At 64.0% G+C, this 6,868-nt stretch carries 6 protein-coding genes; 2 read left to right on the top strand and 4 right to left on the bottom strand.

What is annotated here, in order from left to right; genetic code table 11:
• Window positions 1-44 precede the first annotated feature (44 nt).
• Together ACOI1H_RS14520 and ACOI1H_RS14525 are read left to right on the top strand one after the other, a co-directional pair.
• Window positions 45-1,511, top strand: a complete 1,467-nt coding sequence (locus ACOI1H_RS14520; RefSeq protein ID WP_422438495.1) for a leucyl aminopeptidase — start codon at window positions 45-47, stop codon at window positions 1,509-1,511.
• Window positions 1,511-1,966 carry a DNA polymerase III subunit chi gene (locus ACOI1H_RS14525; RefSeq protein ID WP_422438496.1) on the top strand — a complete coding sequence of 152 codons (456 nt, stop codon included), beginning with the start codon at window positions 1,511-1,513 and terminating at the stop codon, window positions 1,964-1,966. Before ACOI1H_RS14520 ends, ACOI1H_RS14525 begins: the two co-directional genes overlap by 1 nt.
• Window positions 1,967-2,078: 112 nt before the next feature.
• Here ACOI1H_RS14525 and ACOI1H_RS14530 read toward each other — a convergent pair whose 3' ends face one another.
• The 4 genes from ACOI1H_RS14530 to ACOI1H_RS14545 all read right to left on the bottom strand — a co-directional run bounded on the left by ACOI1H_RS14530 (window position 2,079) and on the right by ACOI1H_RS14545 (window position 6,772).
• The gene (locus tag ACOI1H_RS14530) at window positions 2,079-2,657 is read right to left on the bottom strand and encodes a retropepsin-like aspartic protease family protein (RefSeq protein WP_422438498.1); all 579 of its coding nucleotides are present in this window, start codon (window positions 2,655-2,657) and stop codon (window positions 2,079-2,081) included.
• 16 nt (window positions 2,658-2,673) lie between these two features.
• On the bottom strand, window positions 2,674-3,300 hold the full coding sequence (locus ACOI1H_RS14535; protein ID WP_422438499.1) for a MarC family protein: 627 nt from the start codon (window positions 3,298-3,300) through the stop codon (window positions 2,674-2,676).
• A 136-nt stretch (window positions 3,301-3,436) separates the two neighbouring features.
• On the bottom strand, window positions 3,437-5,290 hold the full coding sequence (locus tag ACOI1H_RS14540) for an ABC-F family ATP-binding cassette domain-containing protein (protein WP_422438500.1): 1,854 nt from the start codon (window positions 5,288-5,290) through the stop codon (window positions 3,437-3,439).
• A gap of 42 nt (window positions 5,291-5,332) precedes the next feature.
• Entirely contained in the window at window positions 5,333-6,772 is a 1,440-nt protein-coding gene (locus ACOI1H_RS14545; RefSeq protein WP_422438502.1) for an alanine/glycine:cation symporter family protein, read from the bottom strand.
• Window positions 6,773-6,868 lie beyond the last annotated feature (96 nt).

Raw genomic sequence — 6,868 nt, forward strand, 5'->3', positions numbered from 1 at the left:
GCTACCAAAGGGCAAATCCAGACCTGACGCCGGAAAGGCCCGCCATGACCCAGATCGCAGACATCCGTTTCGAAGCCGTCGATACCGACACCCTGGCCGAGATGCCGGGACTGATCGCCGTGCTGGTGGGTGAGGGGGGCAAGATGGATGCTCAGGCGCGCCGCGTGAACACCCTGACCCGCAAGGCGCTGGCCCGTGCCGTGGACAGCGAGGCGTTCACAAAGGCCAAGCCGGGCGACGTCATCCGGCTGGCCTTTCCCGCAGGGCTTGCCGCCGATGCGATCCTGGTCGTGAAAAGCGGTCCCAAGCCCGACCAGACCACCGCCCGCCGCATCGGCGCGCAACTGGCCAAGGCGCAGGGCAAGCATCCGCTGTGTGTCTTGATGGGTCAGACCGGTAGCGCAGAGGATGTGGCGCTTGGCCTTGCGCTGCGCGGCTACAAGTTCACCGATCACAAGTCCGACAAGGGGGACGGTCCCGGTCCCGTCACCTTGATGGTCGCCGACCCCGAGGCTGTAGCCAAGGCCGCCCGCACCGGCATGGCCGTGGCCGAAGGCGTGGTCTTTACCCGCGACCTCGTGAATGAACCGGCCAATGTGCTGACGACCGACGACTTCGCCGCCCGTCTTGCCGCGATGCAGGAACTGGGGCTGGAGGTCGAGATCCTCGAAGAGGACGACCTGAAGGCACTCGGCATGCGCGCCTTGCTGGCGGTTGGTCAGGGGTCTGCCAGTCCGTCGAAGGTCGTCGTCATGCAGTGGAACGGTGGCGGTGACGAAGCGCCCTTTGCCCTGGTCGGCAAGGGCGTCGTGTTCGACACTGGCGGCATAAGCCTGAAACCCGGTGCCAACATGGAAGACATGACGATGGACATGGGCGGTGCCGGTGTGGTGGCGGGCGTCATGCGCACGCTGGCGCTACGCAAGGCCAAGGCCAATGTCGTGGGGATCGTGGGCATCGTGGAAAACATGCCCTCCGGCACGGCCTACCGGCCCGGCGACGTGCTGACCTCGATGAAGGGCGACACGATCGAGGTCGTGAACACCGACGCGGAAGGCCGCCTCGTGCTGGCGGACGTGCTGTGGTATACGCAGGACAGATTCAAGCCCACCGGCATGATCAACCTCGCGACGCTGACAGGTGCCATGCTGGTGGCGCTGGGGCATGAGAATGCGGGCGTCTTCAGCAATTCGGACGATCTGGCCGGTGCCTTCCTGAAGGCCGCCGGGTCCGAAGGCGAGGGGGCCTGGCGGATGCCGCTTGCCCCGGCCTATGACAAGATCATCGACAGCCACATCGCGGACATGAAAAATTCCGGCGGTCGCCATGCGGGGTCGATCACTGCGGCGCAGTTCCTCAAGCGGTTCGTGAAGGACGACGTGCCGTGGTGCCATCTGGACATCGCTGGCGTCGCCAGCGTGAAGGCGGAAACGGCGTTGGCCCCAAAGGGCGCCACCGGCTGGGGTGTCATGGCGCTGAACCGGCTGATCGCGGACCGCTACGAATCCTGATGGGGGCGGTCTATTTCTACCACCTGACCGATAGTCTGCTGGAAGAAGCGTTGCCCCAGTTGATCGATCGCGCGCAGGGGCAGGGTTGGCGCGTGCTGGTGCGCGGTCGTCGGCCCGCGCTGCTGGACCGTCTGGACAATGTGCTGTGGCAGGGGCCAGACGACAGTTTCCGCGCGCACGGTCTTGCGGGGGATCACGACGGGGATCAGCCGATCCTGCTGGGGGTGGATACCCCCACCGACGGCTTTGCCTGCGTGATGAGCGTCGACGGTGCCGACTTGACCCCGGCCGAGATCGCGCAGGCCGAACGGGCCTGCATCCTGTTCGACGGTCACGACGGCGACGCCCTGCAACGGGCGCGCGACCAGTGGAAGGCGCTGACCGCTGCGGCGGTGACGGCGCAATACTGGGCGCAGGACGACGGGCGCTGGGTCAAGAAGGCAGAGGCGGGGTAGCGGGCCTCTCCCGGTTCAGTATGTGAAGGTCGGGTCGAAATCCTGCGGCAGTTGGGTCGTGGTCGCGCAACCGGCCAGCGCAAGCATCAGGATCAGGGTCAATCGCACGGTGTCACCTCGTCAGGATCAGTTCGTTGTCGCGAATCTGGATATTGCTGAAATTGCGCAGATAGGACATCCCCAGCAGCGATCCGTCCATTGCACCATCGTTCACCACGGCTGGCACATCCGCCTCGGTCACGCCGCCAAGGCTGACCTGATCCAGCGTCACCCCTGCCGTCCGCACGGTGCCGTTCGCCGTGCTTGCCTGCCCCAGATACCGCAGCGCATCCGTGTCGATCCCGACCTGCGCCGCATCGTCCCGCGACAGGACCATCTGGCTGGCCCCCGTATCGACCATGAAGGTCAACGGTGCCCCATTCACGTCAAGCCGGGCGTAGAAGTGGCCGTCCGCCTGTCGCGGCAGCACGATCTCGCCTCCGACGGCCACACTTTGCTGGGGGGCCACGGTCCCGCGGATGTCGTTCCACATGCCCGCCGCGGCGATCACCCCGACGAAGATCAGGCCCCAGATGCTGGCCTGCTGCGCGGTCTTGCCCATCTGCCCTCGCTGGCTGACGAAATAGCTGGCTGCGATCGCGCCGCCCAGCAGCCCGAGGTAGGTCATCTGCATGATCTGATCGGTGTTCATGCCCTGTATATAGGGATCAGCCCGCCAGTCCGAAACCCTTGAGCCCATCGAGGATGAACTGCACCGAAAGTGCAGCCAGCAGCATCCCCAGCAGCCGGGTCACGACGTTGATCCCGGTCTTGCCCAGCAGTCGTTCCAGCAGTCCCGCAGCCATGAACATCGCAAAGACCATGCCGATCACGACCAGCATGACGCCCAGCACCGCGCCGAACCCCAGTGCAGAGTCGGTCTGGCCGGTCAGCAGGATGATTGTGGCGATCGCACCCGGTCCTGCGATCAGCGGAATCGCCAGCGGAAAGATCGACGGATCGTGCTCCGGGTCGATGGCATCGTCCGCATTGTCCTGCCGCCGCGCCTGCCTGCGCTCGAACAGCATGTCGAGCGCCGTGATGAACAGCAACACGCCACCCGCGATGCGGAAGGCGGGCATCGAGATGCCGACGAACTCCAGCAGCGCCTCTCCGAAGATCGCGAAGGCCAGCAGCAGGCCGATCGCAACGACGCAGGCGCGAATGCCGATCTTGCGCCGCTGCGCGGATGTCATGCCCTGCGTCATCGCAATGAACAGCGGGGCAAGGCCGATCGGGTCGATGACGATGAACATGGCGGTGAAGGCGGCGATCAGGGTCGACAGGTCGGTCATGGGGGCGGCCTCTGGATGCCTCTGGCAGGAGTTTAATTTGCCAGATGAATGGGATGCGCGTTGGATGAGATGTCACGCGCCAGGGCGTTCACACGGCCTCCGACGAGAGTGTCGTCGACAAGGCAGAGAAGGCGGGTCACGCCTTCTCTGCCTTTTCCAGCTTTTCGAGGGCGGCCATCCACATGGCCTCTGCGCGGCCGAGGCCATCCATGACTTCCGCGTATTTCTTGTTCCAGGTTGCAAGCTCGCCGATCCGTGCATCCTCGTACAGGGCGGGGTCTGCCAGCTTCTTGGCCAGCTTGTCGCGCATGTCGTTGATCTTGGTCACACGCTCTTCGTTGCGGCGCACGTCGGACCGCAGGGCAAGGATCTCGTCCCGCGTCGGCTTTGTCACCTTGGCGGCGGCAGGTTTGCTCGTGTTGGCGGGTTTGTCAGGGGTCAGCAGCATCCGGCGGTAGCTGTCGAGGTCATCGTCATAAGAGGTCACATGCCCGCCCTTGACCAGCCACAACCGGTCCGCGACCATCGACAACAAGTGCATGTCGTGGCTGACGAGGATGACGGCACCGGAGTAGGCCGTGAGCGCGTCGACCAGCGCCTCCCGGCTTTCGATGTCGAGGTGGTTCGTCGGCTCGTCGAGGATCAGCAGGTGCGGCGCGGGCAGGGTGGCCAGCAACAGCGAAAGGCGCGCCTTCTGTCCGCCCGACAGACGACCGACTTGGGTATCTGCCTGATCGGCACCAAGGCCAAATCCTGCAAGCCGCGCCCGTAGCCTGGCCTGACCTTCTTCCGCGCGTTCGCGCATCAGGTGTTCCAGAGGCGTTTCCTCGATCCGCAACTCGTCCACCTGATGCTGCGCGAAGAAGCCGATGCGCAGCTTGTTGGACGTGACCATCTTGCCGCGTGCCAGCTCGAGGCGGTTAGAGAGCATCTTGGACAGTGTCGACTTGCCTTCGCCATTACGGCCCAGCAGGGCGATGCGATCGTCCTGATCGATGCGCAGGTTCAGATCGTGCAGCACGATCGTGTTGCCGTAACCCACGGCACCGCCTTCGACGCTGATGATTGGCGGTGACAGCTCCTCGGGCTCTGGGAAGGTGAAGACCGTACGCGCCGCGTCTGCGGGAACGCGGATCGTCTCCATCTTTTCCAGCGCCTTGACGCGGCTTTGAGCCTGCTTGGCCTTGGAGGCCTTCGCCTTGAAGCGGTCCACGAACTTCTGCAGATGTTCGCGCCGGGCGTCCTGCTTTTTCGCGGCAGAGGTCAGAAGTGCAATCTTTTCAGCGCGTTGCCGGGCGAATTGATCGTAGGTGCCGGTGTAGTAGATCAGCCCCTTGTTTTCCAGATGCAGGATGCCGCCCACCGATCGGTTCAGCAATTCGCGGTCGTGACTGACGATCAGCACCGTGTGCGGATACTTGGCGATATAGGCCTCAAGCCACAATGCACCTTCAAGGTCGAGGTAGTTCGTCGGCTCGTCCAGCAGCAAAAGGTCAGGTTCCGAGAAAAGGACCGCCGCGAGCGCCACGCGCATCCGCCACCCGCCCGAGAAGCCGGAACAGGGCATCCGCTGTTCCTCGTCGGTAAAGCCGAGGCCCTTGAGGATGGTCGAGGCCCGCGCCTCGGCGCTCCACGCGTCGATGTCCGCAAGCCGCGTCTGCACATCCGCGATGCGCATGGGGTCGGTGGCGGTCTCGGCTTCGGCCAGCAGCGCCTCGCGTTCCGAGTCGGCGCGCAGCACGGTGTCGATCAGGCTGACCTCGTTGCCGGGCACCTCCTGGCTGACGCCGCCGATCTTCCAGCCGCGCGGCAGGGTAATCGTGCCGGTGTCGAGGATCATTTCGCCCCGGATGATGCGGAAAAGGGTGGTCTTGCCGGTGCCGTTGCGACCGACCAGACCGACCTTGTGACCCGTGGGGATCGTCACGCTGGTGTTTTCCAGCAGCGTGCGGCCTTCGACGGAATATGTGATGTCTGAGATTTTGAGCATGGCCGCCGCATAGCAGAGGCGGCGGCCATGGGAAAGCGGGCTTTAACTGCGTTCCTGCGCCACGTCGCGGTTCCAGATCGTGGGGTCCACGCCCTTGTCGATGTCGGGGTGATCCTTGAACCGGAACAGGGGCGTCTGGCCCGCCGCCTTCTGGCCGAAGTAGTCTTTCGTCAGCACGGCCACGGTTTTCGACAGGATCAGAATAGCGACAAGGTTGATCGTCGCCATCACCGCCATGCTGGCGTCCGCCAGGTTGAAGACCGCCGACACCGGCTGCACCGCGCCCCAGACGACCATCGCCATCGCCAGGGTCTTGAGGATCATCAGCGGCACGCGCCCCCCCAACCCCAGAAACTCCATCGCGGATTCGGAATAGGAGTAATTGCCGATGATCGAGGTGAAGGCGAAGAACAGGATCGCCACGGCGATGAACACGGGACCCGCGGCCCCGATATGTTCGCTGAGCGCGTTCTGCGTCAGCACCATGCCCTGCGCCCCGTCGGGGCCGTAGTCCACGGCACCCGACAGCAGGATCATCAGCGCCGTTGCCGTGCAGATCACCAGCGTGTCGATGAACACGCCAAGGCCCTGCACCAACCCTTGGGACGAGGGATGGTGCGGGTCCGGCACGGCGGCTGCGGCGATGTTGGGTGCAGACCCCATGCCCGCCTCGTTCGAAAACAGGCCGCGCTTCACGCCATTCAAAAGGGCTGCCATCAGGCCGCCGGTGAACCCGCCCGCCGCCTGCTCAATCCCGAATGCGCTTTTCACGATCAGCGCCAGCATGGCCGGCACCTCGGTGATGTTGATGGCGATGACGTAAAGGGCGACCAGCAGGTAGATCCCGGCCATCGCCGGCACGATCTTTTCCGCAACACTGGCGATGGACCGGATGCCGCCAAAGATCACGATGCCTGCCAGCGCCGCGATCACCAGCCCGGTGACGATGCCGGGAATGCCAAAGGCCTGGTCCATCGCCTCTGAGATCGAGTTGCTTTGCACGGCGGAAAAGATCAGGCCGAACGACAGGATCAGGCAGACGGAAAAGGCATAGCCCATCGGCCGCGATCCCACGCCGTTCGCCATGTAGAAGGCCGGACCGCCGCGATACTGGTGATCCGCGTTGCGCACCTTGTAAAGCTGCGCCAGCGTCGATTCGGCATAGGCCGTCGCCATGCCGACCAGCGCCACCATCCACATCCAGAAGATCGCACCCGGTCCGCCCAGATAAATCGCCACGGCGACACCGGCGAGGTTGCCCGTGCCGACGCGACTCGCAAGAGAGATCGTCAGCGCCTGCAGCGGACTGATACCATCCGTTGATGTTTCGCGCGACCCGGTGATGACGCGGAAATATTCGGGAAAGTGGCGGAACTGGATGAAGCCCAGTCGGACCGTGAAGAAGATGCCGACGGCCAGCAGGCCGTAAACCAGCACATATCCCCAGAGTATGGTGTTCAGGAAATCGACGATGACATTCACGGGCCCGGGTCCTTTCACTGGAATGTGACAGAGCCCAGAGCGGGTTGCGTTTAATCAGTTTCATAGCCAGCGGCCTTGAAGAAGTTGTAGCACTCC

The sequence above is a fragment of the Loktanella sp. DJP18 genome (assembly GCF_049310965.1).
In the GTDB taxonomy this organism is placed as follows: Bacteria; Pseudomonadota; Alphaproteobacteria; order Rhodobacterales; family Rhodobacteraceae; genus Loktanella.

Excerpts from the sequence above, each read along its gene's own strand:
- ACOI1H_RS14535 (WP_422438499.1), bottom strand. The coding sequence starts at position 3,300 with ATGACCGACCTGTCGACCCTGATCGCCGCCTTCACCGCCATGTTCATC.
- ACOI1H_RS14520 (WP_422438495.1), top strand. The coding sequence starts at position 45 with ATGACCCAGATCGCAGACATCCGTTTCGAAGCCGTCGATACCGACACC.
- ACOI1H_RS14540 (WP_422438500.1), bottom strand. The coding sequence starts at position 5,290 with ATGCTCAAAATCTCAGACATCACATATTCCGTCGAAGGCCGCACGCTG.
- ACOI1H_RS14525 (WP_422438496.1), top strand. The coding sequence starts at position 1,511 with ATGGGGGCGGTCTATTTCTACCACCTGACCGATAGTCTGCTGGAAGAA.
- ACOI1H_RS14530 (WP_422438498.1), bottom strand. The coding sequence starts at position 2,657 with ATGAACACCGATCAGATCATGCAGATGACCTACCTCGGGCTGCTGGGC.